Genomic DNA, 25,286 nt, shown 5'->3' with positions numbered 1-25,286 from the left:
AAATTCCTGATCAAACCTCATTATTTCTAATTTGGCTTTTTTTAGTTCCTGCATACACACCGTGTATCCACGTGATTAAGACTAACTTCGCAGCTAAAAACATCCAAACGGAACTTATTTTTTTTCTAAAAAAATATGAGCCAGTCCAAAGTTCCATATAAGTTGTTGATCCAGATCTTACTTTTAACAACACTAACACGAAAAGACAGTTAAACATTAAATATCAATAACTTAAATCACACCCTAGAATTCCAACTTGAAGTCACTCGCAGACTAAAGAAGTAAAAAACCTTAATAATTCAATGGGAGATCTTGATCACTGAAAAGATAAAAAGCATAAAAACTCAATAAAAAAGCACTTAATTATGGGCGAGAAAAAGCCCGACATGGTAAGCATGTCGGGCTTTTAGTTATTTTTTAGCTTTTTTGATGAGACTTAATTCATCAACTCGAGTAAGTCTTGTTCTGTTTTGATCTCGATACCCAGTTCTTGTGCCTTTGCCAACTTCGAACCTGCATTTTCACCAGCAAACAAAATATCCGTTTTCTTAGAAACACTACCTGTCACTTTTGCACCTAGGGATTGGAGGGCTTCTTTAGCCTCTGTGCGACCTAATTGAGAAAGTGTTCCTGTCAATACGACTGTTTTACCTTCTAACGGTAGCTCTCCTACCTGCTCAGTAGTATTAATCTCTGGCCAGTGGATCCCTTGTTCAAGCAAATCTTTAACCACCGCTTGGTTCTGCTCTTCACTGAAGAAAGTCGTAATATGTTGAGCAACCACAGCACCGATGTCTTGCACTTCAATTAACTGCTCTTCATTAGCATTTTGGATGGCTTCCAACGTTTTAAAGTGCATTGCTAGGTTTGCGGCGGTTGCCTCGCCAACTTCACGAATCCCCAGCGAATACAAAAAGCGAGGTAACGTTGTTTCTTTGGATTTTTCTAACGCATTCACAATGTTCTGCGCAGACTTTGGCCCCATGCGATCTAATACCGTTAAAATCCCCGCAGATAACTTAAATAAGTCAGCAGGAGTTTTCACCATCTCACGGTCAACAAGTTGCTCGATCACTTTATCGCCTAGACCGTCAACGTCTAACGCTTTACGAGACACAAAGTGCTTTAGCGCTTGTTTACGTTGAGCTTGGCAAACTAAGCCACCCGTACAACGTGTTACCGCCTCTCCTTCGATTCGTTCAACATGCGAACCACAAACAGGACACTGAGTTGGAAAAATAATATCTCGCGCTGTTTCTGGTCGACGCTCTTTGATGACAGAAACAACTTGAGGAATAACGTCACCCGCTCGACGAATCACAACGTGATCACCGATCTTAACTTGCAGACGTTCTATCTCATCTGCGTTATGAAGCGTCGCATTACTTACCGTTACCCCGCCAACAAATACAGGCTCTAGTTTAGCAACAGGTGTAATCGCACCAGTACGACCGACTTGGAATTCCACCTCATTCAACGTCGTCATTTCTTCCTGAGCCGGGAATTTGTAGGCAATCGCCCAACGTGGAGCGCGAGCAACAAATCCAAGACGCTCTTGCACGGCAATATCGTCAATTTTAATGACGACACCATCGATCTCATAAGGAAGGGCATCACGACGCTGCAAGATATCTTGGTAGTAAGCTTTTACATCCGCCAAACTTTCAACTCGCTTGGTCTCCGGGCACATTGGTAATCCCCAAGATTTAATTTGCAAGAAGCGTTCGTAGTGACTTGCCGCCAATTCCGCGCCTTGCACCACGCCTACACTGTATGCATAGAAGCTAAGGGGACGAGAAGCAGTAATGCGTGAATCCAATTGTCGTAAGCTACCTGCCGCAGCATTACGTGGATTAACAAAGATTTTCTCGCCTTTCTTCCTTGCTAATTCATTGAGCTTTTCAAACCCAGCTTTCGGCATAAAGACTTCACCACGAACTTCAAGACGATTTGGCCAGTCATTACCCCTGAGTTTTAAAGGAATGGCTTTAATCGTACGTACATTTTCTGTGATGTTCTCGCCAGTAGTGCCATCGCCTCGTGTTGCCGCCTGAACTAACACACCGTTCTCATACAGTAAACTAACTGCGAGTCCATCCAGTTTCGGCTCACAACAGTATTCTTTCACACTCTGACTGCCCACCCGCTCTTGTGCTCGCTTATGGAAACTATCAAGTTCGCTGTCATCAAACGCATTATCAAGCGAAAGCATCGGTACTTCATGTGTCACTTGGCTAAACGCAGAGAGAGGTTGTCCACCGACACGTTGACTTGGTGAATCTACGGTAATTAAATCAGGGTTCTCAGCTTCAATATCCAGGAGCTCTCGCATTAAGCGGTCGTACTCGGCATCAGGGATCTCTGGGTTATCTTCCACGTAGTAACGCACAGCGTGGTAATGCAACGACTCTTTTAGTTCTTCTAATCGCTGAAGTACTGATTCAGACATAGTAAAGCCCCGTGTATTTTCAATCGGTGAGGTTGGGAAATCCAAGAAAAAGGGCTCCATCCGGAGCCCTATTATTATTTGCTGTTAAGATTATGCGTTAGCGGCATTAAACTCAACTATTTGACGTCGATAAGACGCTAAACGGTCTGGTGTCATTAAGTTACGCTGGTCATCAAGAACGTTGCCACCTAAATCATCAGCAATTTGCTGCGCAGTTCGGAGCATTAAGTTGAAGTTCTGTTCAGCCTCGCCATAACAAGGCAATGTCATGAAGAATGAAATCCCCTTCGTTGTAAACTCAGCAGGATCAGCATGCTCAAACGTACCAGGGTGCATCATATTAGCGACGCTAAACAGCACTTTGCCGTTACCGGACAAGTCGACATGACGGTGGAAAATATCCATCTCGCCATAAATTAAGCCGTTTTGTTGCATACTCTCAAATAAAGCAGTACCAACAAATGGCTCTTCACCCGCGCAGTGCACATTCAATACAATCACTTGCATTTCAGGTTCAGGCTTTGGCTCTTCCTTAGGCTCTGCAACTACAGGCTCACTAACCGTTTCGACTTGCTGTTCTTTCTCAGCGATATCAAACGCGGCGGGAATAGCTTCTTCTTCCACAGCAGGCTGGAGTGGCTCTTCAGCTACTGGTGCTTGAACAACAGGTTCAGCGTCCTCTTCTTTATCTTTTTCTGCAACAAATGAAGGGATGTCATCTGGCTCCTGCTGTGTCTGTGTTACTTCAGATGGGCCACCGAATAGCGGGTCAGATTCAAATTTGTTGTCGAAAGAACTCGCCATTCCAAAATCTGGTTCTTTGCGATCTTTACGAATGATCTCAAAGTCATCTTCAGGAGCGGGAGCGAAGTCTCGTTCTTTCTCGACAAGATCATTTTTGTCCCCTTGGTCAACATCCAGCTTACCAAGCGGTTTGTTACCAAACTTTGCTTTGCCTTCTTTTTTACTGCTCCACAAACCATGAAACAGCAATGCCGCGATGGCTAATGCGCCAACAACAATGAGTACGAATCGCAATTCCTGCATTATTTACTCTCAATATACTTGTTTTTACTACTCGCAGTTCCTTGAGCAGCAACCCAAGTGCAATAAATCTGAATGATACGTTTACTTTACCAAAACTATATGTAGATTTAGAACAACTTAATGCAAGAAGTTCCGTTTTTTGTTGTGATTCTTGCCACGATTCCACTTAACAAGACGTCATTTGTCAGGGCATTGAAAGAAAAGCCCTCACAGGTACAATGAGTTTTCATTTACACGAAGCCAAAATAGACATGAAGCAAAACAATCAGCAGAGAACCGGATTCGGTTATTTTCTATACGGGATACAATTGGCACTTGCCCCTAAAATCAGGCGCTTTGTCATTTTACCTCTACTTGCAAATATCTTGCTTGTAGGTGGTGCCATCTTCTATCTATTTTCAAACCTTAATATATGGATCGAAGACTGGATTGGGCAGCTACCTGAGTTTTTATCCTGGTTAACTTACATTCTTTGGCCTTTACTCGCTCTGACAATACTCGCAACTTTTTCTTACTTCTTCAGCACGCTCGCGAACTTTATCGCCGCGCCATTCAATGGCCTCTTAGCTGAAAAAGTGGAAGAGTACTTAACGGGACAAAAAGTAAATGATGATGGATTCACTGCCGTTCTGAAAGATGTTCCTCGCGTTTTAGCTCGTGAGTGGAGAAAGCTGCTTTACATCTTACCTAAAGCAATAGGCCTATTCCTGTTATTGCTCATCCCTGCCCTTGGACAAACAGTAGGCCCATTTTTATGGTTTATCTTTACCGCCTGGATGCTCGCGATTCAATATTGTGACTATCCGTTTGATAACCATAAAATCCCATTTAACGACATGCGTTACAAATTGAAACAAAAGCAAGGTAAGGCCTATGGCTTTGGGGTATTGGTGTCTGTGTTTACGACGATCCCAATTTTGAACCTCATTGTCATGCCTGTAGCAATATGTGGCGCAACCGCTATGTGGGTGGCGGAGTTTAAGCACCAACGATAGTCGATTAGAGATTAAGGAAAGGGATCAGCGCCAGCTTTTCCCTTTTCTTTTATCGAGTTCTGGGCCAACCTAATAAGATATAACTTTTTAATCCTTTTCCCTTTTTTTCATACCGCATATTCTTCTATCCATATTCACACAACGTGTAATGAAGGAACATCACTATGAGCAAAATCTACGAAGATAACTCTCTTACTATCGGTAATACACCTCTCGTTCGTCTAAACAAAGTAAGCAAAGGCAAAGTTCTCGCGAAAATTGAAGCGCGTAACCCTAGCTTCAGTGTTAAGTGCCGTATCGGTGCAAACATGATTTGGGAAGCAGAGAAAGCGGGGCTTCTTAAGCCAGGTGTAGAGCTTGTAGAACCTACCAGTGGTAACACAGGTGTTGCTCTAGCATTCGTAGCGGCCGCTCGCGGTTACAAGCTAACATTGACCATGCCTGAATCAATGAGCCTAGAACGCCGTAAGCTACTTAAAGCACTGGGCGCTAACCTTGAGCTGACTGAAGCGGCGAAAGGCATGAAAGGGGCGATTGCTAAAGCAGAAGAAATCGTAGCAAGCAACCCTGAGAAGTACCTACTTCTTCAACAATTTGACAACCCTGCGAACCCAGAAATTCACGAAAAGACTACGGGCCCTGAGATTTGGGAAGCGACAGACGGTGAAATCGACGTATTCGTTGCTGGTGTCGGTACGGGCGGTACTATCACAGGTACAAGCCGTTACATCAAAGGTGAAAAAGGCAAAGCCATCACTTCTGTTGCAGTTGAGCCAGCAGAGTCTCCAGTTATTGCACAAGCACTTGCTGGCGAAGAAATCCAACCTGCTCCGCACAAAATCCAAGGTATCGGCGCTGGTTTCATCCCAGGTAACCTCGATTTAGACATTATTGACCGCGTTGAACAAGTCACCTCAGAAGAAGCGATTGAGATGGCTCGTCGCCTAATGGAAGAGGAAGGTATCCTAGCTGGTATCTCATCTGGTGCGGCTGTTGTTGCAGCCAACCGACTTGCAGAACTCCCTGAATTTGAAGGAAAAACAATTGTAACCGTTCTACCAAGTTCAGGTGAGCGTTACCTAAGCACAGCACTCTTTGCAGGTATCTTTACCGAAAAAGAGAACCAACAATAATATGTGTTCAAATCAATTTTTAGTTTAAAAAAGCCCCGTTTAGGGGCTTTTTTGTTGATCCCTGCCCTACCTTTGGTAATATCAGGGTGTTTTATTTCTAGCTTCAAAATAAAGAAGCAGAACACAAAAAGGTTTCAAAGTGATTACGCACGCAAACAGTTGCGTAGTTACCAAACTTTTGACTAGTATCAGAACTGACGCGCTTTGAACTCTTCCCGTGCTAGCGCACAAGATGTAAAGCAGTTAAGCTAAAATCTAGTCACAAACTAACAAAAAAATACATTTATTGGGGTATATCACATGTACGAGAAGCAAGTAGAAATCACAGCAGAAAACGGCCTTCACACTCGTCCAGCTGCACAGTTTGTTAAAGAAGCAAAAGCATTCGACGCAGACATCACTGTGACTTCTAACGGTAAAAGCGCTAGCGCTAAGAGCCTATTCAAACTACAAACACTAGGCCTAGTAAAAGGTACTCAAGTAACTATTTCTGCTGAAGGCCCACAAGCTCAGCAAGCAGTTGACCACCTAGTTGCTCTAATGGACCAACTACACTAATCCGGTCTCCTACTCCAGAAGCCATTTTGTGAAAGCAAAATGGCTTCGTTGGAAATAGGCTCAAAACTAAGCTAAAACTATTCGTTAGCGCACCCATTATTCTCCCGTTTTATAAAGTTGACCAAACTTAAGGTAAGGCTATGATTTCAGGCATCCTAGCATCTCCTGGTATTGCAATCGGTAAAGCACTACTACTTCAAGAAGATGAAATTGTCCTAAACACAAACACTATTTCTGACGATCAAGTAGAAGCTGAAGTTCAGCGTTTCTTCGACGCTCGTAACAAATCTGCAGCTCAGCTAGAAACAATCAAGCAAAAAGCGCTTGAAACGTTTGGTGAAGAAAAAGAAGCGATCTTTGAAGGTCACATCATGCTTCTTGAAGACGAAGAGCTAGAAGAAGAGATCCTAGCACTTATCAAAAACGACAAGATGACTGCGGATCACGCTATCCACTCAGTTATCGAAGAGCAAGCATGTGCTCTTGAGTCACTAGATGACGAATACCTAAAAGAACGTGCAACTGACATCCGCGATATCGGTTCTCGTTTTGTGAAAAACGCACTGGGTATCAACATTGTTTCGCTTAGCGACATCAATGAAGAAGTTATCCTAGTTGCTTACGACCTAACGCCATCTGAAACGGCACAAATTAACCTAGACTACGTACTTGGTTTTGCTTGTGATATCGGCGGTCGTACATCTCACACTTCAATCATGGCTCGCTCTCTTGAGCTTCCAGCTATCGTTGGTACTAACGACATCACGAAAAAAGTTAAGAATGGCGATATGCTGATTCTTGACGCGATGAACAACAAGATTGTTGTTAACCCATCAGAAGCTGAACTAGAAGAAGCGAAAGCGGTTAAAGCGGCATTCCTAGCTGAAAAAGAAGAGCTAGCGAAACTGAAAGACCTGCACGCAGAAACGACTGACGGTCACCGTGTAGAAGTTTGCGGTAACATCGGTACAGTGAAAGACTGTGACGGTATCCTCCGTAACGGCGGTGAAGGTGTTGGTCTGTACCGTACTGAATTCCTATTTATGGACCGTACTGCACTTCCAACTGAAGAAGAACAGTACCAAGCGTACAAAGAAGTTGCGGAAGCAATGAACGGTCAAGCTGTGATCATCCGTACTATGGATATCGGCGGCGATAAAGATCTCCCATACATGGATCTTCCAAAAGAGATGAACCCATTCCTAGGCTGGCGTGCTGTACGTATCAGTCTGGATCGTCGTGAAATCCTTCGTGATCAGCTACGTGGCATCCTACGTGCGTCTGCACACGGTAAACTGCGTATCATGTTCCCAATGATCATCTCTGTTGAAGAAATCCGTGAGCTTAAGAAAGCGATCGAAGAGTACAAAGAAGAGCTACGCGCTGAAGGCCACGCATTCGACGAAAACATCGAAATCGGTGTTATGGTTGAAACTCCTGCTGCTGCTGCGATCGCACACCACTTAGCGAAGGAAGTGTCTTTCTTCTCTATCGGTACAAACGACCTAACTCAGTACACGCTAGCGGTAGACCGTGGTAACGAGATGATCTCTCATCTTTACAACCCACTATCACCAGCAGTACTAACCGTGATCAAGCAAGTTATTGACGCTTCTCACGCAGAAGGTAAATGGACTGGTATGTGTGGTGAGCTTGCAGGTGACGAGCGTGCAACGCTTCTACTTCTAGGTATGGGTCTGGACGAGTTCTCAATGAGCGGCATTTCAATCCCTAAAGTGAAGAAAGTAGTTCGTAACTCTAACTTCGCAGAAGTGAAAGCAATGGCTGAAGAAGCCCTTTCTTTACCAACAGCTGCAGAAATCGAAGCAGTGGTAGAAAAGTTTATTGCTGAGAAAGCTCAGTAATCGGTAGTACCAAGTAATTCAATACTTAATGGTCATTAGACGGCGAAAAAAGTCGTCTAATGCGCTATATTGGTATACTATAATTCGACAGAATAAAACCAAACCTTAGGAGCATGACACAATGGGTCTGTTTGACAAACTTAAGAAGCTTGTATCTGATGACAGCGCTGACGCTGGTGCTATCGAAATCATCGCGCCACTTTCTGGTGAGATTGTAAACATCGAAGACGTGCCAGATGTTGTTTTCGCTGAGAAAATCGTTGGTGACGGTATTGCTATCAAGCCAGCAGGCAACAAAATGGTAGCTCCTGTAAACGGTACTATCGGTAAGATCTTCGAAACTAACCACGCATTCTCTATCGAGTCTGACGACGGTGTTGAGCTTTTCGTTCACTTCGGTATCGACACAGTTGAACTAAAAGGCGAAGGCTTCACTCGTATCGCTGAAGAAGGTCAAACTGTTAAAGCTGGCGACACTGTAATTGAATTCGATCTAGCTCTTCTAGAAGAGAAAGCGAAGTCAACGCTAACTCCAGTTGTTATCTCTAACATGGACGAAATCAAAGAGCTGAACAAGCTTTCTGGTTCTGTGACTGTTGGTGAAACTCCAGTTCTACGTGTAACTAAGTAATGTTTACTTAGCCGAACACGAAAAAAACGCTGCCATTGGCAGCGTTTTTTATTACCTGAAGTTTATGCTTTCTTACCGGATTCAACTGAGTAGACCAAGTGCCGAACTCAGCCTTTGTTTTGCTTGAGCCAATAACGCAGTTGTCGCATCTTGGAGCACTTGAGAACGCACCATTTCCGTAGACTCTCTTGCAAAATCCGTGTCTCTTATTCGACTCTTGGATTCCGTAACACTCCGATTCACGGTATTTAAGTTATCCACCGAACCATTTACACGATTCTGAAAGCTGCCAATTTCACTTCGGTGCGAATCAACGTACTTAATCGCTGCATCAATCACCCCAATTGAAAGCTGCGCCTTACCAGCCGTCGACATATCGATGTCATCCATTGTGACTAATTGACCAGTGCTTATATCAAGCTCATCCGCTAAACTCCCATCGAGAACCACGCCCTCTGGCGCCTTCATCGTAGAGGCAAAGAATTGCAGTTCATTGTTTTCCGTTACTGAGGCACTCACTACCGATTGTTGAGCATTGATGTAAGTGGCGATCTGTTCTACACGATCACCCAATTTGAGCCCAATGGATTCCGTTTGGGTTTGCCCTTTACTGTCTTGGTATTCGACTTTGAGGGTTTGGTTATCTTGAGTGACTCGCCAATCTTTATCGACCGCATCACCAACATAATGCTGCCCTCCCATCTGTGGGATATGGCTACGCATATTACGTAACGTCAAAGAGATTGAGTTAGCGTTCGCTCCAATATGGAAACTTTGTGAACCGTAAGATCCATCAAACAGGTTTTTATCCGCAAATGTTGTCGTGATCGCGACACGATCAAGCTCATCCTGCAGCGCTACGACCTCGTATTGGATGCTTTGTCGGTCACTTGCATCGTTACTACCATTTGCCGCTTGAAGCCCTAGAGAGCGTAACCGTTGCAAAATATCACTGCTCTCATGTAACGCGCCTTCCGCGGTTTGCGCGACCGAATAAGCATCGTGCGCATTTCTTAAGGCGACATCAAGCCCTCTCGTTTGCACATGGAGAGTATTGGATATCTGTAAACCTGCCGCATCATCACTCGCCGAGTTAATTCGAAAACCAGAAGTCAGGTTGCGTAGTGATTCGACGTTTTGCGCTGCTGCTTGACTCAAGTGTCTCTGCGCCACCATCGCGGCAACATTAGTATTTAAAGAGACCATCTAATCGATATGAGTGCCTTGTCGAACATCCTGTTGGGACGCATCTAAACGTTATAGCCGATAAGCAAAAAAGCCAGGGATGAGCCTGGCTTTTGTATCTTGTCTTATCAAGGTGATTAACCTAGCAGACTTAGCGCTGAGTTTGGCGCTTGTTTCGCTTGCGCAAGGATTGAGCTTGACGCTTGCGATAGAATTTGTGACTTGGTCATTTGAGTCGTTTCTTTCGCGAAGTCAGTATCTTTGATACGGCTCTTCGACGCGTTCACGTTCTCGTTAATGTTGTCCAAGTTGCTGATTGCATGGTTGAAACGGTTCTGGAATGCACCCAGCTCTGCGCGGTGGCTGTCTACGTATTTCAGTGCCGCATCGATGATAGCCACAGATTCTTGTGCGCCACCAACTGAGGTTACGTCGATAGTATCTACTGTTACTTTTTTACCTTCGCCCAAACCTAGCTCGCCAGATAGGCCGCCTGAAAACTCGACTTCGCCTTCGACTTTGTTGTTGCCAGCAAAGATTTGCAGTTTGCCGTCTTGGTCTACTGAGGCTTTCACTAGGTCAGTTTGACCGTTAATGTAAGTCGCAAGCTCTTCGATATCGTCACCTGCTTTTGCGCTGATGTTGATTTCTTGCTCTTGGCCGTAGCTGTCCGTTAGGTTGATTTTTAGGTCGTTCTTACCTTCAGCAACGTTCCAGTCTTTACCTTTACCACTTTCAGCTTGGTAGCTCACACCGCCCATCATTTTGTTGTCTGAACGCATGTCTTTTAGCTCAAGCATCACTGCTTCACCGTTATCCGCACCGATTTGGAACGATTTCGCGCCGTGTGTGCCGTTTAGTAGCTTGTTACCACCGAAAGAAGTGGTTTCTGCGATACGGTTTAGTTCGTCATTTAGCGCGGTCACTTCTTCTTGAATCGCCACACGCTCTGATTTCGAGTTTGAGCCGTTTGCTGATTGTAGAGACAAGTCACGCATACGTTGAAGAATGTTAGTGGTCTCGTTCATTGCACCTTCAGCGGTTTGTGCAATTGAGATACCGTCGTTCGCGTTGCGAACCGCCACATCCAAACCACGGCTTTGTACGTTCAAACGGTTCGAGATTTGTAGACCCGCAGCGTCATCTTTTGCGCTGTTGATTTTGAAACCCGAAGACAAACGCTCCATAGAAGTTTGTTGAGCTGAGTTTGCGTTGTTTAGGTAACGCTGAGCGGTCATCGCTGATACGTTAGTGTTTACATTCACTGCCATGGTGATTTCTCCAATTGATTTTCCGGTATAGCGGTTTCCGACGTCTCGGAAAACCAAGTAGTTCTCTCAAAGTTACCCCTATTAACGACACCAAATTCAGAAGCTTTAGAAAAAAATTTAAAAAAATAACATTGCGAGATTTAGCTAATAAAATTGAAGAAAAGTAAGAAAAAGTGCTCAAGTTTCCACAAATCGAGCCGAGAGGGCCAAATTGTATAGAAAACCAGCAAAAGGAAACAATTAAAGGTAAGTTCGCAGACGATAGACGTGAGAATTAGAAAAGAAAAAGCCCCTTTTCCTTTGAGAGAACTGGGGCTAGGTTGGTCGCCAGAGCCTATGTGGAGATCAAGAGAAATGAACACATTTCCGGCATACCGAGTGCAACTTTACATTGAAAATGATTGGCAGGTGAGAGATGAGAGAGCCGCTCATTCTATTATAAAGTTGCTTGCCAAAAGCCTGCATTCCCATCCACGTCTGAATGTATTGAGTACAGGCTAAGTAAACTACTGCAATAGTGACATTGCAGAGTTTGGCAACTGTTTCGCTTGAGCAAGAATCGATGTACCTGCTTGTTGCAAAATTTGTGCTTTGGTCATTTGCGTGGTTTCTTTCGCAAAGTCCGTGTCTTTAATTCGGCTGTTCGACGCGTCAACGTTTTCTTGGATGTTTGCCAAGTTGTTGATGCTGTGGCTCAGACGGTTTTGCTTCGCACCCAAGTCCGCACGTTGTGAATCCACGTATTTCAGTGCCGAATCCAGCACAGAGATAGCGTTTTGAGAACCTTGTACGGTTGTCATATCAATATCTTGTACTGATGTTCTAAGAGGTTCATCGCTCAAACCAAGCTCAGACGCCAATCCACCCGAAATTGAAATCTCACCCTGAACGTTTGGATGTGCAACAAAAACTTGTAACTTGCCATCTTCACTTACAGACGCGTTGATCATATCAGACTGACCATTAATGTACGTAGCAAGCTCTTCGATGTCGTCACCTGCTTTTGCGTTAATGTTGATTTCTAGATCATCGACATTGCCGTCTTCGTCTTCACCCATACCTGGCAAAGTGATTTTTAGGTCCGATTTAGCTGGGTCAACGCCCCAATCTTTATCTTTACCGTTTTCCGATAAGAAGGTCACACCGCCCATGCGAGTATCGTCCGCACGAATGCTGGTTAGCCCCATGATCATTGCTTCACCTGAGCTCGCACCAATCTGGAATGCCGCTTCACCGAATGAGCCGTTCAATAGACGACGGCCACCGAATGACGTGGTTTCTGCGATACGGTTTAGCTCGTCAATCAATGCCATTGACTCTTCGTTGATCGCCTGACGCTCAGCCGGAGAGTTAGTACCGTTCGATGATTGGATAGCAAGGTCACGCATACGTTGCATGACAGATGTTGCCTCATTCATCGCACCTTCAGCGGTTTGTGCAATCGAGATACCATCGTTCGCGTTACGCATTGCGACATCTAGACCACGAGACTGTGCAGTTAAGCGGTTAGAGATCTGTAGACCTGCCGCATCATCTTTTGCACTGTTAATCTTATGTCCTGAAGATAAACGCTCCATCGACGTATTTAATTCGTCAGTCGCTTTGTTTAGGTAACGCTGCGCGGTCATCGCGGAGACGTTAGTACTAACTGTTACAGCCATTTTGCTCTCCTTTTGAGTTCGCAAGCTTTTGCGAAGCGGCCAGCTTTACTCTCATTTGGATAAGCACTGACCGTAAAAATTACTTGCTAAATCTGCCTTAAACGCAGGGTTTAGAATCTCGAAATCTGTTCTAATATTTTCAATACAATTTGTGTGCCAACTTACAAAATTTATTTCACTACTTTTAAAAGAATTAAATAAACAACAAGTTAGCGTTAGCACCAAACCATTTCAGGATAATGAGGTTCATCTTGTCTCATGTATATTGACCGCTACTCTGTTGCCGCCCGACTTGCCTCTTGCGTCATTGCCGCTTTGGGTAAAATCGTGCCGCATATCATGACTCTCAATTTACGTCGATTTATCGCACTTAAGGCTTTGCACATAAGGCATCAAAAATCAGACAGTGTGTCTTAAGTCAGACTAAATATAGTTAAACAGAGTTAGATCTTTGGTCTTACCGAATGCTTGTTGCGATGCCTGTAACGCTCGTGAGTTTTCACTGAACTCGATAACGGCTTTAGAGTAATCCAAATCCTCAAAGTTGCTCTTCGCTTTCGCCAGAGACAAATTAAAGTCTTCGTGGTTTTGCTCTTGGATATCGAGCGTGCTCAATCGAGCACCAGCATCAGTACGCGCTTTATTCAAATGGATAAAAGCAGCGTGAAATTCTTCTGTCATTTGGTGCAATTTGGCGGTCGCCGACGTATCCGACACCGATTTATCTGACCACGCCATTGCATCCTTGAAGGTATCGAAAATGCTGAACTCTGCCCGCTTTTCGATCTCGATGCTGTCGCCAGGCGTAATTTGACCTTTTACGTGCACTTTCAGGCCTTTATACTCAATGCCTTTTTCTGGAGAAAACTCATCGGCATCCACGACTTTACCGTTACGCTCTAGTTGATAACCAAATTTGCCGTTGTTCATATCGACAAATGTCACGCGATACGCCGCATCATCCTTCGTATCAACGTTAGTGGCTCTGTTTAATAGCAACTCAGAACCGTTTTGTAGATCGTAATTCGGCTGATAATCGCCAAATGGGTTTGGTATCTCCATAAACAGCTTGCTGCCAGGATCGTTCATTGGCATCTCAAGCATGCTGGAGACTTTCATTTTGCGCTGGTAATCGTCTCCAGCGTACTGAACACTACCGTCTTTATCGCGATAGAATGGTTGGCTTTTTGGCTTAGTGCCAGCAAACACGTAGTTACCAGATTCATCTTGCGAGTTCACTAAGTTAAGGAAGTTGTTCGCAATCTCTTCTAGCTCACGCTTCTTTGCTTGTCGGTCTTCCGCAGAAAACGCACCGTTAATCATCTCCATCGTTAAACGCTTCGACTCGTCGGCAAAATTCTCCGCATTGGCGATATTAACTTCGTGGTTTTCTAGACGATTACGCACCAACACTATCGAGCTAAGATATTGTTGTAGCTGTTCTTGTTGCTGACTAATATTTTGAATGTAATGCGACGCAAGGGGATCGTCGCTAGGTTTCAGTAACTTTTTCCCTGAAGCAAGTTGCTCTTGGTTATGGTGAACCTTATTCTCTTGACGACGCAAATCATTTTGTACGGACTGATAGTTATGGAAACTAGAAATTCGGGTTAGCACTTATCTCTTCTCCTTACCTCAGTTGTAAAATGGTATTGAAGGTATCATTCGCCGCTTGCATCACACGTGATGAAGCCATGTACGCTTGTTGAAACTTCATCATGTTGGCCGCTTCTTCATCGAGGTTAACGCCAGAGATAGAAGCAACGCGCTCTTGTGCCGCCTCATGCTCTAAGCGAGCGACAGAGGCTAATCGGTTTGCTGTAGAAGATTTCAATCCGACTTCGGTATTGAGGTTATGATAAACATCAATCAAAGTACTGGATTTTCCGTCCATCATCTTATCTGTTTGGATCTTCTGCATTTTTCTCAAGTTGCCATTACCACCTTCCGAAGGCACCAAGTTCGCGGTGAACTTGTCATTCATCAGCGCACCTTCGCTCAGCTCAAATACAGTCGCATCGCCATTTTTATACAGCGGATGACTTTTCGGCACTGAGATTTCAATCATCGGGTTATCTTTGTCTAGCGGGTATGAGTATTTGTCCGATAGCAAATTGCCTTTGTTGTCCGTGATCTTTAACCATGGTTTCTCATGTTTCTCGTCGGCTGGTTGTACGGTGACCTCAAATTCTTTGACATCCCCCGCCTCACGAATTTTGAACTTGGCGTTACCTTGAGCAAAAGTGGTTGAAGCTTCATAACTTTGCGCTGCAATGGCTTTTGCATCATTGGTTTCCATCTTTATGATGGCTGCGCCACTTCGTGTTGGGCGCAATAATACGCGCTCACCAGCGGCAAGACCTTCACCGATTTGCACTTTCATACCATCCAGAACAAACGAAGAATCTGATTGATCAATGTTCAACGACATTTGCTCACCTTTCGGTGTTGTCACGCTATACTGGTCGCCATCATAACGTAGCGAATATTCACCACCTTTGATCGCTGAAATATCATCAATGTAAACCGCAACATCTGCTTGAGAGTCAGGCGCAGCAAAAACTCGAGATTTTGCCACCAGCTCAGAGTTCACGTCGGTAAATACGTCTTTACCTATCTTACCGTTAAGATCCAGACCTTGAGATTGCAGCTGATTAATTTTGTAGGAAAAGCCCGTCGCTAAACGGCCCATTTCATCCTGAAGTTGCGGAATGTGTTTGTCGCGCATTTCAAGCAAGGCACCGATTTTGCCATCCATGTCGTCAGACTTGATCGCTTTAATGCCATCCCCTTCCACCATTGCTAAGCGTCTTTGGTGAACATCAGGATAGCCGTCAATCATTTTGAGCTGGCTTGCTTCCGTGCCAGAAACTAGCGTGTGTCCATTGCCGATGTGAACATTAAACCCTTCGGCATTTTTGCGTGGGGTGACGGTAACTTTGGTGTACTCAGATAACTCAGTAACCAGCTTTTCATGCTGGTCCATCAAATCATTATGTGGACCGGGTGTACGCATCATTAACCGATGTACATCGCGGATTTCCAACGCAAGTTGGTTCACGCGTTCAATGCCCATATCCAATTTTTTATTGGTCACATCAGATTGCAATCGCACGGTTTCATGGAAGTCATTTAATGTATCAGAGAAGATTTTCGCCTTTTCCAATACCACTTTCCGTGCCCCCAAATCGTTCGGGGTATCTGCCATGGTTTTGACCGCATCGAACCACTCGTTCAAGTTCTCTGGAATTTTCTTCGATGCAACTGAGCTCAACATGCTAGAGAGCATATCAAGATTGTCTTGGGTATCCGTTTTGTTGGCATTGTTGGTTGACGACAAGTTCAGTTCATTCACGGCAAACTGATCCCACGAGCGGCGAACATTTTCCACATGCACACCCATGCCGTAAGTAGAGCCACCAAACATGCGCGGATCATTCGTACCTTGGATAACAGACTGGCGGCTATAACCCTCTGTATTAACATTAGAAATGTTATGACCAGTGGTGTTTAATTGTCTCTGAGCAGTAAGCACACTTTGAGTACCTACATTCAGAAGATCTGACGCCATACATGCCCCCAAAAACGAAATAAAATCGGCAAAACCGATCACCTAGACACATTAAAGCAAAAGGTGTGCCAAATAAAAGAGAGGTGTGAATGTTCAGAAAAAGTAAAGGCTTGCACTGTGGCAAGCCTTCGAAAACAACATGAACTGGCGAAGAGTAAATTACATACTTTCGATTTTCTGCTTCACCTGCAGGACTTTGTCTGCGTAATTCGGATCGGTCGCGTAACCCGCGCTGTGAATGCCGCGAATGAAGGACTCTGAATTCCCTCGCTGTTGCAATGCTGTCTCGTAACGTGGGTTGTCATTTAAAAAGCGCACAAAGTCATTAAAGCTGTCTTCGTAATTTGAGTAGGCGCGAAACGCTGCCGTCTCTTTCACTGGCGTATTATCGTGGAACTCTAGCGTTTGAGTCGTCACTTTGTCACCCTGCCAGCTTCGATCTGCTTTGATGTTAAATAAGTTGTTGCTGCTGCCACGCGCGTTCTTCACGACCTTTTGTCCCCACCCGGTTTCCAAAGCCGCTTGCGCAAGTAGCAGAGATGGCTCGACACCTAGGGCTTTCGCGGCTTTCTCCGCGTATGGCTTCATCGAGTTAACAAAAGATTCTGGCGAATCGAATCGAGTTGGTTCATTGCTTGGTCGAGATAGCTGACCAGATTCAATCAAGCGCTGTTCAATCTCACGCGCTTTTTTCGGGTCAACACGACGATATTCCACGGCATTATTTGCCGCATCACGCATTGCCGTTTCACTCTTGTCGTTACCTTGCCCAGCCGTTAATTGCTTAACAATCATATCGGCCAAGCCCATTGAACCAGACGAACTGAGCTCGCTCGCCATCTGCTCATCCAGCATTTGTCGGTAGAACTTCTCGTTCTGGCTGTTCATCATGTTGGACTCAAAGCCCTCATTGGCTTCTCGCATGGATTTCAACATCATGGAGGTGAAAATAGATTCGAACTGACGAGCCGCTGCACGCAGTGCTTCTTGCTCGCCATCTTTACCTTCCTTCACTGCTTTTTGACGCAGGGTATCCAGCGAACTGATGTCATGAATAAAACCAATGTCGTTAGGATTGTTCATTATACCTACCTCCTAACCATTAAATGATGATCAACTGGCCTTCAATGGCACCAGCTTGTTTCAATGCTTGCAAGATAGCCATCAAATCCGACGGCGCTGCGCCGACTTGGTTAACGGCACGGACCAAATCATCCAACGTTAAGCCTGGCTCGAACTTAAACATCTTGCCCTGCTCTTCGCTGACTTCGATATCCGAGTCTGGCACGACAACGGTTTGCCCACCAGAAAAGCCGTTCGGTTGGCTAACATTCAGGTTTTCTTTGATCGCAACCGTCATGCCACCATGCGTTACCGCAGCAGGTTTAAGGCGAACATGTTTACCAACTACGATGGTACCCGTACGAGAGTTAACGATGATTTTGGCTGCGCCATCTGCTGGGTCGAATTCTAAGTTTTCAATTGCCGATAAGAACGCCACACGCTGGCTGACATCACGAGGGGCACGTACACGTACCGACGTCGCGTCTACCGCGCTCGCCATTTGTGGGCCAAGGAAGTTGTTTACCGCATCCGCCATACGTTGAGCCGTTGTGAAGTCTGACTCAAGCAAGTTGAACGTGATGTAATCGCCACGACCAAATGGGTTTGGAATTTCGCGCTCTACTGTCGCACCACTAGAGATAAGACCAACGGTTGGATTGTTACCTACGATTTTTGAACCGTCAGCACCTTCAGCACTGAAGCCGCTCACCACTAAGTTACCTTGAGCAACCGCGTAAACTTGACCATCGAGACCTTTGAGGAACGTTTGCAGTAGCGTACCACCACGCAAACTTTTGGCACTACCGATAGAAGAGACTGTCACGTCTACTTGCTGACCTGGTTTAGAGAATGGCGGCAACTCTGCCGTTACCATGACTGCGGCAACGTTTTTTATTTTCGGCTTTGTGCCCGGCGGCATCTGAATGCCGAAGTTTTGCAACATGGCGGCGAAACTTTGCTCCGTAAACGGGTTCGCTTCGCCTGTGCCAGGTAAGCCTGAAACCAAACCATAACCCACGAGTTGGTTGCTTCGTACACCAGCCACTTGCGCGACGTCTTTGATACGTGCAGCTTGGGCAGCGGTAGAAAACAGAGCAACGCTCATCAGTATTAAAAGGAGTTTTTTCATGCTTACTTATCTCTTGCAGTCAAATTGCCGTCAGCACGGCGTGTTATAGCGCTACATTAAAGAATCGTGCCAAGAAACCCGGCTCTTGCATATCTTGTTGTACACCGGTGCCAGAATACTGAATTCTTGCGTTAGAAACGCGGTTTGATGCAATAGTATTGTCGAAACTAATGTCATCCGGACGAATAGTGCCGCTTAAACGTATGTACTCATCACCCGTATTAAGCGTCATCCATTTTTCTCCACGGATAACGAGGTTGCCATTTGCCAAAACTTCAATCACCTCAACAGTAATGTAACCACTGATGCTGTTACTCTGCTTAGCAGAAGAGTCACCCGCAAATGAGTTTGAGTTATTTAAGTCATAAGAGAAATTGTATTTGCCACCAATTTGCAGCTCTTCGCCACCCACTTGAAGCGGGTCCATTTGCGCTTCATTGGTTTTCGATAAATCGGCATTGGCGCTTTTCGTGGCGCTGGTAGTCTCATCCAGTGTCACGGTAATAATGTCGCCAATACCACGTGGCTTGGAATCGTCGTAAAGATCGGTAATGTGCTCGGCGCTAAACAGTGAACCTGTTGCAGCAGCATAATGCTCAGGTTTCTTTTTCGGATGAATAGGAGCCCATGCAGGATCACCCGCAACCGGATCGCTTCTGCCACGCAGTGTATCCACGATACCGCTGCTCTCTTCTTTCGATTTATCGCCTTCTACCGCATCAACCACCGTCGTTGCTTGTGTCACTTCATCCGTTTCAATCGGCTCTAACATGGCACAACCCGACATCGTGGCAATCAAAGCAAGTAGACAAATACGTTTCATCGTGAGCTCCTCAATTCTTGCTCTTAACCGTTATAACTGCTGGTTAACGAAGCTCATCATCTTATCGACTGACGAGATCACTTTTGAGTTCATTTCGTAAACGCGCTGGGCTTCGATCATGTTGACCAACTCTTCCGTTACATTCACGTTAGACGCTTCCAGCATGGATTGACGGATTTCACCCAAACCGTCCAAACCAGGAACACCTTCTTGTGGATCGCCACTGGCACCCGTTGGTAAGTAAAGGTTCTGGCCAATTGGCTCTAGGCCACCTGGGTTAACAAAGTCTGTAATGGTTAGCTGACCAACGACTTGGTTGTCTTGCTGACCACGGACGCGAACCGATACTTCACCATCCGTACCGACAGTGATAGAAATCGCATCTTCTGGAATCACAATTTCAGGTTCTACAGGGTAGCCAGAACCGGACGTGACTAACGTGCCTTCACCATTTAACGTGAACTGACCGTTACGGGTGTAACCGATGTTGCCATCCGGCAACGTCACTTGGAAGAAGCCGTCGCCTTCAACCATCATGTCCAGTGCGTTGGTCGTTGTCTGCGCATTACCATGCGTGTGCACTTTTTGCGTCGCAACCACTTTAGAACCCGCGCCTAGCATCAAGCCACTCGGAAGCTCAGTGTTCTGAGATGACTGGCCGCCAGGCTGGTTGATGTTCTGATAGAACAAATCTTCGAATACCGCACGGCTCTTTTTGTAGCCCACCGTAGAGGCGTTCGCCAAGTTGTTCGAAATCGTGGCAATGTTGGTTTGTTGGGCGTCTAGACCTGTTTTACTTACCCATAGTGCTGGATGCATAGTGAACCTCTAACTCTGTTAACTCATACGAAGCAGTGAATCTGAAGATTTATCCATCTCTTCAGCAGTGCTCATCATCTTGACTTGCATTTCAAACTGACGCTGTAAGTCAATCAATGCGGTCATTTCACCTACGGCATTCACGTTACTGCCTTCAATCGCTCCTGTCTGGAGGCTAACAGTAGCGTCTGCTTCGTAAGGTTGGTTTGGAGTTTTATGGCGAAATAAGCCATTGGTGTCTTTAAATAAGCTTTGATCATTAGGCTTAACAAGCTTGATGCGATCAACCGCTTGGAATTCTTCCGCCGGGGCACCTTGAGGAAGCACAGAGATGGTGCCATCCCGACCGATTTCAATTTTAGAGAGAGGGATAGGCAAAGTAATCGGCGCATCGTTTTCACCCAGCACCAAATGGCCACTTGCGTTAGTAAGCATGCCATTTTGATCGACTTTTAGGTTACCGTTACGGGTCAACCCTTCTTTACCCGTGTGATCGAGTACCGATATCCAGCCGCTGCCTTCAATCGTCACATCCAGATCACGCCCTGTTGTAATCACGCTACCTTGAGCAAAGTTATGCCCTGGACGCTCTGTCATGCTGAAAACACGTGAAGGATGGCCTTCACCATAAGCCTGCATTGAGCGAGCCTGCGCTAAATCCGCACGAAACCCTGTCGTGCTTACGTTAGCCAAGTTATTAGCACGCAATTGTAGTGCCTGCATATTTTGCTTGGCCCCACTCATTGCGAGAAACAGTGCGCGATCCATAAATTACTCCAAAAACTTCTCTGTACACGGAGTAAAAGCAATAGTTATGCCAACATAAAATGAGCTTATTTATCAAATATTTAAATAAGAAACAAAAGATTAAGAGGGGTTTCAGTGGCAGAAAACTGCAACAAGGGGCAAGGTTTTGATCCACATGGCGGCAACGGCGGCAAATCAGAGATCAAAGCATGCTTAACCTGAACTGAGGTATTTTCAGGCTAAGCATCAGATGAATGTCATGATGTTATCAAGCCAAGCGGCGAAAGCTCGCCTAACTTGATGATGCAGATTATCGGATCTGCAGGATATTTTGTTGTAGCTGGTTGTGCACTTCTAGCGAACGTGAGTTTGCTTGGAAGTTACGCTGAGCAGAAATCAGGTCCACCAGCTCCTGCGTCATATCAATGTTTGACTGTTCCAGCATACCATTGTTGATGGTGCCAAAAGAGCCTTTGTTAGATTCACCCCAAATCTTGTCACCAGAGAACTGAGTTGAATCCCATTGCGTACCGCCCTTCTTATCCAGACCTTGCTCGTTTGGAACACGTACTAGCGCGACACGACCCAATGTGACGTTTTCACCGTTTGAGTAAGTCCCCATTACGCTGCCGTTTTCATCGAAGTCAACTTTGGTTAGGAAACCCGTTGTTGCACCGTCTTCATCGAACTTAGTCAGTTCGAACGGAGCAGCAAACTGTGTTGCCGAGCCTAAACCGAAGTTAAGCGTCTGCGCAGGATCGGCACCATTCATATCGACTGGTGTCGTGTTCGTCGCCGGATCGCCTAATGCCACAGACGTAATTGGCTGACCATTGTTCAAGCTCGCCAACGTACCATCGTTGTTGAACTTCATGGTATGACCCACATGGCCTGTTGGCGTTTGTGCATCACCTGCCGCAACATTTAAAGGCTTTTCGCCTTCTTTATCTGTCACTGTGTAGTAAGTGTTCCACGTGTTTGGCTGAGTCTGATCTTTCAAGTAGTACGTCGTTAGCTTGTAAGACTGACCCATCGAGTCATAAATAGTCGAAGAGGTTGAACGGTTGTATGTATCTGGGTCTGAAAAATCAAACTGAGTTGGATCTTTCAAATCGCCGTTTGCTGGCAAGTTCACGCCCACTTCAATGTTTGCTGTTTGCTTTGGCTTACCAAATTCAGCAGGAATATTGATAGGTTGTGGCTCGTATGAAGAAACCTCACCAGAGCTTGGATCCACTTGGTAACCTAATAAGAACTCATCGTTCGCGGTCACCATGTAGTTTTCTTTATTTAAATGGAATGCACCATTACGTGTCAGTTCATTCTGTTGTGGAGTCAGACGCTCCTTCGCCACGGCGAAGAAACCTGTACCCGAAACACGCAGATCCATTGGGTTGTTGGTGTAAATGCTTGAGCCTTCATGGAACTGCTGCGCCACTTGGCTTGCTTGCGCACCACCACCCGGCGTGGTTTTTGCGTTAGTAAATAAAGAGTTAGAGTAAACATCAGCAAACTCAGCACGGGACTCTTTAAAGCCGTACGTGTTGGCGTTCGCAATGTTGTTACTGGTGGTGTTCAAATCCAGTTGGGCGGCGGACAAACCGCTTAAAGATACATATGACATTCCAAAATCTCCTAATCTAGCGAGCTATGACTACGCTTTGCCAACTTCCAATACTTCTGCAAGTCGAACTGGCGATGCAAAACCAGCCAGATTGAGTAATACGTTTCCGTCACCTTTGCCGAGCAATACGCTGTTTACGTTGGCATACGTCGATACTGGGAACTCTTGCGACTCCCCTTCAACCAAGCCAGACGCTTTCACTTTGTATTTGCCAGCAGGCAGTGGATTTCCGCTTTCATCTTTACCGTCCCAAAGCACACGCGTGTCGCCGGCTGGTTTCGCCCCTACCTCAAAAGTACGAACCAGTTGGCCAGCTTCATCCTCTACACGAACAAACAGATTATCGATAGATTGTGAAAGCTTAACCATTGCCGCCATTGGCGCGTCGTCCTGCTTCACACCTGCCGCTCCTGGGACCAATACGTCACGTCCTACCAAAGAGGAAGCTTGTAACGCTTGGTTTGATGTCATTGACGAGTTCAAACTCTCAAACTGAGTGTTCATCTTGCCAATGCCATCAACGGTCGCAAATGAAGCCATTTGCGCAATCATCTGGTCATTACTTACCGGCTTAAAAGGGTCCTGTTGAGACAATTGCTTCGTGAGCAATGATAAGAAGTCTTCCTGTTTTAGGTCTTGCTTACCCGTGCTCTCTTCCGTCTTCTTGTTACTCTCTTGTAGACTTTTAAGCTGGTCGATATAGGACAAGCCGCTTTGACCAACGTTGTTAATTCCGGCCATACGCTACCTCCTTATCCTTATTGACCCATCTGCAGCGTACGCAGCAGCATTTGTTTACTAGAATCCGCTACTTGCACATTGGTTTGGTATGCGCGAGAAGCTGAAATCATGTTCGCCATTTCTTCCATTACATTGACGTTCGGCTTGTAGATGTAGCCTTCTTCGTTTGCAAGGGGATGGTCTGGGTTGTACTCCGCACTCAGCGGTTTATCGCTTTCTACAATACCCATCACTTTCACTGGCACCGTATCACCGCCACGCATGGCGTTACTTAACTCAGCTCCAAACACAGCATGGCGCGCTTTATAAGTGTCTTTTGCAGAGCTGCTGACACTGTCGGCGTTCGCCAAGTTGCTTGAGGTAGTGTTCAGACGAACGGATTCAGCGCTCATTGCGGAACCTGTCACATTGAAAACGTTAAATAAGCTCATCTAAATTATTCCCCTTTGATTGCTTTGGTTAAGTTCTTGAATTTGCTGCCTAGAAAGTCGAGTGATGCTTGGTGTCTGATTTGGTTTTGCATAAACAAGTTACGCTCTAAATCCAAGTCTACCGTGTTGCCATCACCCGTATCAGGCTGCATAGGAAGACGATATAGCTTGTCCCCGACCAACGTTGTAGTGGCAGGAATATGCCGACCATCCGTACGACTAAGACCAATGCTTGCCCCAGATGTTGCCGCTTGCAATTCCTTCGCAAAGTCTAAACCTCTTGCTTTGTAACCAGGCGTGTTGGCTTGTGCAATGTTGGTGGAAATCACCTCAGCATTGCGCTCACGTACGCCCACCGTGTGCTGGTGGATGCCTAGTGCATTGTCAAAAGATATAGCCATGTTTGCCTCTACAATTAAGAACTGACCGTGATTGATAACCAAAAAGCAATTAGCATGCCAAAAACATAAAGCGCTCTATCTACTTAATAGCTATCACCCATTGGAATAGCAATAAGTGAGCCAAAGTGACTGGAATGTCATGTCGTTTCACTTTGTTCACTTAATAAAGATACACCGTGATGAGGGAACAAAGCAAAATCGCGCTTCAATTTAGCAAGTGAAAACGTGGAAACACTCGAAGTCAGGAAACCAGCAAACAAAAAAAGCCTGACACTAGGTCAGGCTTTTTATCAATGAAGAGATACCGCTATTTAAGCTTGTAAATGATACCCGGATTACAGCGCACCATTTCAAATTTATCAGTCAGACCAGTTAGCGACTCTGATGCCCCTAACAGCAGATAACCACCTGGGTTTAAGCTGCTCGCCATTTGGTTAAGCACTTTTGATTTCATTTCCGGTGAGAAGTAAATCAGCACGTTGCGACAAAAAATAATGTCGAACTTACCCATCAGTGCATAACTGTCCATCAAGTTTTGTGGACGAAAGTTCACCAAACGTTTGACGTTGTCTTTGACTTTCATACGGCCACCGTCCGCATCCTCAAAGAAGGTGCGGCGACGTTCAGGTGAAAGTCCGCGCCCTAGAGCCAAATTGTCATACACACCTGCACGACACATCTCGAGCATACTTGCTGAAATGTCTGTTGCTGTAATAGACACGTTTGGTAACAAACCCGGCTTGCGCTGTTGCGTTTCCAGAATCGTCATTGCAATAGAATACGGCTCTTGGCCCGATGAGCTGGCTGCAGACCAGATCTTGATTGGGCGCTTGCTTGCCGCTACTTCTGGCAATAATTTGTCAGCTAAAACTGTGAACGGATAAGTATCTCGAAACCACAAGGTTTCGTTAGTCGTCATCGCGTCCACAGCGGCCACTCGTAATTCACGATTGCGCCCTGTAACAACATCACGTAGCAAATCTGATAACGATGCGAGCTTAAACTTCGTCACTAAAGGACTCAGTCGGCTACGCACAAGGTATTGCTTGCTATCACCTAACACGATGCCACATTGCGATTCTAGAAAACGGCTAAAGTCACGATACTCTTGATCACTGATTGTAATAGCAGTCATTAATG

At 45.5% G+C, this 25,286-nt stretch carries 22 protein-coding genes; 5 read left to right on the top strand and 17 right to left on the bottom strand.

Features of this window, described 5'->3' with window-relative positions:
• Positions 1–436 precede the first annotated feature (436 nt).
• Both ligA and zipA read right to left on the bottom strand, forming a co-directional pair.
• Complete coding sequence (ligA, locus tag L3V32_RS01310; protein WP_041852978.1) at positions 437–2,449, bottom strand: NAD-dependent DNA ligase LigA; 2,013 nt, start codon at positions 2,447–2,449, stop codon at positions 437–439.
• A 90-nt stretch (positions 2,450–2,539) separates the two neighbouring features.
• Entirely contained in the window at positions 2,540–3,496 is a 957-nt protein-coding gene (gene zipA, locus L3V32_RS01305; protein ID WP_053807087.1) for a cell division protein ZipA, read from the bottom strand.
• A 251-nt stretch (positions 3,497–3,747) separates the two neighbouring features.
• Between zipA and cysZ the strand changes: the two genes are divergently transcribed.
• The 5 genes from cysZ (at position 3,748) to crr (ending at position 8,678) form a co-directional block, all read left to right on the top strand.
• Positions 3,748–4,491: a sulfate transporter CysZ gene (gene cysZ, locus L3V32_RS01300; protein ID WP_031780324.1), complete on the top strand. Its 744-nt coding sequence runs from the start codon at positions 3,748–3,750 to the stop codon at positions 4,489–4,491.
• A 164-nt stretch (positions 4,492–4,655) separates the two neighbouring features.
• The gene (gene cysK, locus L3V32_RS01295) at positions 4,656–5,624 is read left to right on the top strand and encodes a cysteine synthase A (RefSeq protein ID WP_005382045.1); all 969 of its coding nucleotides are present in this window, start codon (positions 4,656–4,658) and stop codon (positions 5,622–5,624) included.
• Positions 5,625–5,924: 300 nt separating this feature from the next.
• Positions 5,925–6,182 (top strand): HPr family phosphocarrier protein, encoded by a 258-nt coding sequence (locus L3V32_RS01290; RefSeq protein ID WP_005382043.1) that lies wholly within the window; start codon positions 5,925–5,927, stop codon positions 6,180–6,182.
• Between the two features lie 140 nt (positions 6,183–6,322).
• Positions 6,323–8,047, top strand: a complete 1,725-nt coding sequence (gene ptsI / locus L3V32_RS01285) for a phosphoenolpyruvate-protein phosphotransferase PtsI (RefSeq protein ID WP_005393100.1) — start codon at positions 6,323–6,325, stop codon at positions 8,045–8,047.
• A 121-nt stretch (positions 8,048–8,168) separates the two neighbouring features.
• Positions 8,169–8,678 (top strand): PTS glucose transporter subunit IIA, encoded by a 510-nt coding sequence (gene crr / locus L3V32_RS01280; RefSeq protein ID WP_005382041.1) that lies wholly within the window; start codon positions 8,169–8,171, stop codon positions 8,676–8,678.
• A gap of 81 nt (positions 8,679–8,759) precedes the next feature.
• On the opposite strand, the gene L3V32_RS01275 is transcribed toward crr, so the two are convergent.
• The 15 genes from L3V32_RS01275 to L3V32_RS01205 form a co-directional block, all read right to left on the bottom strand.
• Positions 8,760–9,884, bottom strand: a complete 1,125-nt coding sequence (locus tag L3V32_RS01275; RefSeq protein ID WP_237283682.1) for a flagellin — start codon at positions 9,882–9,884, stop codon at positions 8,760–8,762.
• A gap of 116 nt (positions 9,885–10,000) precedes the next feature.
• Complete coding sequence (locus L3V32_RS01270) at positions 10,001–11,134, bottom strand: flagellin (protein WP_005393103.1); 1,134 nt, start codon at positions 11,132–11,134, stop codon at positions 10,001–10,003.
• A gap of 506 nt (positions 11,135–11,640) precedes the next feature.
• Positions 11,641–12,795, bottom strand: coding sequence for a flagellin (locus tag L3V32_RS01265; protein WP_006743025.1), 1,155 nt, complete (start codon positions 12,793–12,795; stop codon positions 11,641–11,643).
• 423 nt (positions 12,796–13,218) lie between these two features.
• Positions 13,219–14,412 (bottom strand): flagellar hook-associated protein FlgL, encoded by a 1,194-nt coding sequence (gene flgL / locus L3V32_RS01260; RefSeq protein WP_005393113.1) that lies wholly within the window; start codon positions 14,410–14,412, stop codon positions 13,219–13,221.
• A gap of 13 nt (positions 14,413–14,425) precedes the next feature.
• On the bottom strand, positions 14,426–16,366 hold the full coding sequence (flgK, locus tag L3V32_RS01255) for a flagellar hook-associated protein FlgK (RefSeq protein ID WP_237283681.1): 1,941 nt from the start codon (positions 16,364–16,366) through the stop codon (positions 14,426–14,428).
• A 159-nt stretch (positions 16,367–16,525) separates the two neighbouring features.
• Entirely contained in the window at positions 16,526–17,452 is a 927-nt protein-coding gene (flgJ, locus tag L3V32_RS01250; protein WP_046874278.1) for a flagellar assembly peptidoglycan hydrolase FlgJ, read from the bottom strand.
• Between the two features lie 16 nt (positions 17,453–17,468).
• Positions 17,469–18,560 carry a flagellar basal body P-ring protein FlgI gene (locus L3V32_RS01245; protein WP_006743028.1) on the bottom strand — a complete coding sequence of 364 codons (1,092 nt, stop codon included), beginning with the start codon at positions 18,558–18,560 and terminating at the stop codon, positions 17,469–17,471.
• Between the two features lie 43 nt (positions 18,561–18,603).
• Complete coding sequence (flgH, locus tag L3V32_RS01240) at positions 18,604–19,383, bottom strand: flagellar basal body L-ring protein FlgH (protein WP_006743029.1); 780 nt, start codon at positions 19,381–19,383, stop codon at positions 18,604–18,606.
• 30 nt (positions 19,384–19,413) lie between these two features.
• The gene (flgG, locus tag L3V32_RS01235; RefSeq protein ID WP_005382032.1) at positions 19,414–20,202 is read right to left on the bottom strand and encodes a flagellar basal-body rod protein FlgG; all 789 of its coding nucleotides are present in this window, start codon (positions 20,200–20,202) and stop codon (positions 19,414–19,416) included.
• 18 nt (positions 20,203–20,220) lie between these two features.
• Complete coding sequence (flgF, locus tag L3V32_RS01230) at positions 20,221–20,970, bottom strand: flagellar basal-body rod protein FlgF (RefSeq protein ID WP_005382031.1); 750 nt, start codon at positions 20,968–20,970, stop codon at positions 20,221–20,223.
• Positions 20,971–21,259: 289 nt separating this feature from the next.
• A complete protein-coding gene (flgE, locus tag L3V32_RS01225) occupies positions 21,260–22,573 on the bottom strand; it encodes a flagellar hook protein FlgE (RefSeq protein ID WP_005393123.1) in 1,314 nt (437 codons plus the stop codon).
• A gap of 30 nt (positions 22,574–22,603) precedes the next feature.
• Positions 22,604–23,314, bottom strand: coding sequence for a flagellar hook assembly protein FlgD (gene flgD / locus L3V32_RS01220; protein ID WP_237283680.1), 711 nt, complete (start codon positions 23,312–23,314; stop codon positions 22,604–22,606).
• A gap of 17 nt (positions 23,315–23,331) precedes the next feature.
• A complete protein-coding gene (gene flgC, locus L3V32_RS01215) occupies positions 23,332–23,745 on the bottom strand; it encodes a flagellar basal body rod protein FlgC (RefSeq protein WP_005393132.1) in 414 nt (137 codons plus the stop codon).
• A gap of 5 nt (positions 23,746–23,750) precedes the next feature.
• Positions 23,751–24,146 (bottom strand): flagellar basal body rod protein FlgB, encoded by a 396-nt coding sequence (gene flgB, locus L3V32_RS01210; RefSeq protein ID WP_237283679.1) that lies wholly within the window; start codon positions 24,144–24,146, stop codon positions 23,751–23,753.
• 307 nt (positions 24,147–24,453) lie between these two features.
• A complete protein-coding gene (locus L3V32_RS01205; protein ID WP_005393137.1) occupies positions 24,454–25,281 on the bottom strand; it encodes a protein-glutamate O-methyltransferase in 828 nt (275 codons plus the stop codon).
• Positions 25,282–25,286 lie beyond the last annotated feature (5 nt).

Origin of the sequence: Vibrio sp. J2-4 (assembly GCF_021728155.1) — a bacterium.
GTDB classification, from domain to species: domain Bacteria; phylum Pseudomonadota; class Gammaproteobacteria; order Enterobacterales; family Vibrionaceae; genus Vibrio; species Vibrio diabolicus.
The sequence above is the reverse complement of the archived record's forward strand: the minus strand, read 5'-3'. Positions and strand labels throughout refer to the sequence as shown.

Bases quoted from the DNA above. Each gene is read 5' to 3' on its own strand.
- ligA (WP_041852978.1), bottom strand. From the start codon at position 2,449: ATGTCTGAATCAGTACTTCAGCGATTAGAAGAACTAAAAGAGTCGTTG.
- zipA (WP_053807087.1), bottom strand. From the start codon at position 3,496: ATGCAGGAATTGCGATTCGTACTCATTGTTGTTGGCGCATTAGCCATC.
- cysZ (WP_031780324.1), top strand. From the start codon at position 3,748: ATGAAGCAAAACAATCAGCAGAGAACCGGATTCGGTTATTTTCTATAC.
- cysK (WP_005382045.1), top strand. From the start codon at position 4,656: ATGAGCAAAATCTACGAAGATAACTCTCTTACTATCGGTAATACACCT.
- L3V32_RS01290 (WP_005382043.1), top strand. From the start codon at position 5,925: ATGTACGAGAAGCAAGTAGAAATCACAGCAGAAAACGGCCTTCACACT.
- ptsI (WP_005393100.1), top strand. From the start codon at position 6,323: ATGATTTCAGGCATCCTAGCATCTCCTGGTATTGCAATCGGTAAAGCA.
- crr (WP_005382041.1), top strand. From the start codon at position 8,169: ATGGGTCTGTTTGACAAACTTAAGAAGCTTGTATCTGATGACAGCGCT.
- L3V32_RS01275 (WP_237283682.1), bottom strand. From the start codon at position 9,884: ATGGTCTCTTTAAATACTAATGTTGCCGCGATGGTGGCGCAGAGACAC.
- L3V32_RS01270 (WP_005393103.1), bottom strand. From the start codon at position 11,134: ATGGCAGTGAATGTAAACACTAACGTATCAGCGATGACCGCTCAGCGT.
- L3V32_RS01265 (WP_006743025.1), bottom strand. From the start codon at position 12,795: ATGGCTGTAACAGTTAGTACTAACGTCTCCGCGATGACCGCGCAGCGT.
- flgK (WP_237283681.1), bottom strand. From the start codon at position 16,366: ATGGCGTCAGATCTTCTGAATGTAGGTACTCAAAGTGTGCTTACTGCT.
- L3V32_RS01245 (WP_006743028.1), bottom strand. From the start codon at position 18,560: ATGAAAAAACTCCTTTTAATACTGATGAGCGTTGCTCTGTTTTCTACC.
- flgH (WP_006743029.1), bottom strand. From the start codon at position 19,383: ATGAAACGTATTTGTCTACTTGCTTTGATTGCCACGATGTCGGGTTGT.
- flgG (WP_005382032.1), bottom strand. From the start codon at position 20,202: ATGCATCCAGCACTATGGGTAAGTAAAACAGGTCTAGACGCCCAACAA.
- flgF (WP_005382031.1), bottom strand. From the start codon at position 20,970: ATGGATCGCGCACTGTTTCTCGCAATGAGTGGGGCCAAGCAAAATATG.
- flgE (WP_005393123.1), bottom strand. From the start codon at position 22,573: ATGTCATATGTATCTTTAAGCGGTTTGTCCGCCGCCCAACTGGATTTG.
- flgD (WP_237283680.1), bottom strand. From the start codon at position 23,314: ATGGCCGGAATTAACAACGTTGGTCAAAGCGGCTTGTCCTATATCGAC.
- flgC (WP_005393132.1), bottom strand. From the start codon at position 23,745: ATGAGCTTATTTAACGTTTTCAATGTGACAGGTTCCGCAATGAGCGCT.
- flgB (WP_237283679.1), bottom strand. From the start codon at position 24,146: ATGGCTATATCTTTTGACAATGCACTAGGCATCCACCAGCACACGGTG.
- L3V32_RS01205 (WP_005393137.1), bottom strand. From the start codon at position 25,281: ATGACTGCTATTACAATCAGTGATCAAGAGTATCGTGACTTTAGCCGT.